The 1,747-nt window shown below is 56.0% G+C and carries 1 protein-coding gene and 1 pseudogene; both read left to right on the top strand.

Annotated elements, in window-relative coordinates; translation table 11 throughout:
- The first annotated feature begins 35 nt into the window (after nucleotides 1-35).
- A complete protein-coding gene (gene istA, locus NWQ23_RS16350; RefSeq protein WP_306167459.1) occupies nucleotides 36-1,568 on the top strand; it encodes an IS21 family transposase in 1,533 nt (510 codons plus the stop codon).
- Nucleotides 1,558-1,747 (top strand): annotated as a pseudogene (locus NWQ23_RS16345) (ATP-binding protein); the annotation flags it as partial. The gene istA and the pseudogene NWQ23_RS16345, both read left to right, overlap by 11 nt.

Raw genomic sequence — 1,747 nt, 5'->3', positions numbered from 1 at the left:
CGCGCTGCGCCACGGGGAGCAATGGAGTGATACACATGGGACTTTTGAACATAATCCGACGCATGTCTTTGCGCGAGAAGCTATCGATCCGGGAGATTTCGCGCCGGACTGGTTTGTCGCGCAACACGATAACGAAGCATTTGAACGCGGGCACGATTGAGCCGCAGTTCACGACACCAGATCGGCAGAGCAAGCTTGATCTTTTTGCTGATAAATTGGCCGGATGGCTAAAAACTGAAGCTGGGAAGTCGCGCAAGCAACGGCGAACAGCGAAGCAGCTGCATGAGGATTTGGTGAAGCTGGGCTACGCTGGGTCCTACAATCGGGTCGCAGCGTTTGCCCGTGACTGGCGATTGGATCGGCAGCGAGAAAGCCAAACGACGGGGCGTGGCACCTTTGTGCCTTTGACTTTCCGCCCTGGCGAAGCGTTCCAATTCGACTGGAGCGAGGATTTTGCGGTCTTGGCCGGTGAGCGCACGAAGCTGCAGGTTGCCCACATCAAGTTGTCGCACAGCCGCGCTTTTGTGATCCGCGCCTATTTGCTGCAAACCCATGAGATGCTGTTTGACGCCCATTGGCATGGCTTTCGGGTCTTCGGCGGCGTGCCTGAGCGCGGGATTTACGATAATATGCGCACTGCGGTTGACCGTGTCGGACGTGGCAAAGAACGGCAAATCAACATGCGTTTTTTGGCCATGACGAACCACTATGTGTTTGGACCAGAGTTCTGCAACCCTGCGGCGGGATGGGAGAAGGGTCAGGTTGAGAAGAACGTTCGTGACGCTCGGCATCGGTTTTGGCAGCCTATGCCGGAGTTCCCCAATCTCGATGCGCTAAACGATTGGTTGGAGCAGCGCTGCATGGAGATGTGGCATGAGATTCCGCATGGTGGGTTGGTCGGCAGTATTGCTGATGTTTGGGCCGACGAACAGGCGGCATTGATGCCATTGCCCTGCGCCTTCGATGGTTTTGTCGAACATAGCAAACGCGTCTCGCCCACCTGTTTGATTAATTTTGAGCGCAATCGTTACAGCGTTCCGGCGTCATTTGCGAACCGCCCGGTGAGTTTACGGGTCTATCCCGAGCGGCTCGTTGTCGCCGCCGAAGGACAAATTTTGTGCGAACATCCGCGCTTCATTGACCGCTCACATAAGCAATTGCCGCGCACGGTTTATGACTGGAGACATTATCTGGCCGTCATCCAGCGCAAACCCGGTGCTTTGCGCAATGGCGCGCCGTTCACGGAATTACCCCAGGCGTTTAAGCAGTTGCAGGACTTGATGCTGCGGCGCCCTGGTGGTGATCGAGAGATGGTCGATATTCTGGCCTTAGTTCTGCATCACGATGAACAAGATGTGTTGGCCGCTGTGGAAATGGCATTGACCGAAGGCGTTGCAACCAAAACCCATGTGTTGAACCTGCTTCATCGGTTGGTGGACGGCAAGGTAACTGGCGGCCCTGATATAGACACGCCGCAAGCCTTGATCCTGCGCCTCGAACCCAAAGCCAATGTCGAACGCTATGATGGCCTGCGTGCCCAAACAGCCGGAGGTCGCCATGCGTCATGATCCTGCAAGTGGCGCAATCATCATCATGCTCCGCAGCCTGAAGATGTATGGTCTAGCGCAAGCTGTCACCGACCTGATGGAACAGGGTGCGCCCGCTTTTGAAGCGGCGGTGCCGATCCTGTCACAATTGCTCAAAGCCGAATTGGCCGAGCGCGAGGTGCGATCTATTGCCTATCACA

This window comes from Yoonia sp., assembly GCF_030731595.1.
Lineage (GTDB): Bacteria > Pseudomonadota > Alphaproteobacteria > Rhodobacterales > Rhodobacteraceae > Yoonia.
The sequence above is the reverse complement of the archived record's forward strand: the minus strand, read 5'-3'. Positions and strand labels throughout refer to the sequence as shown.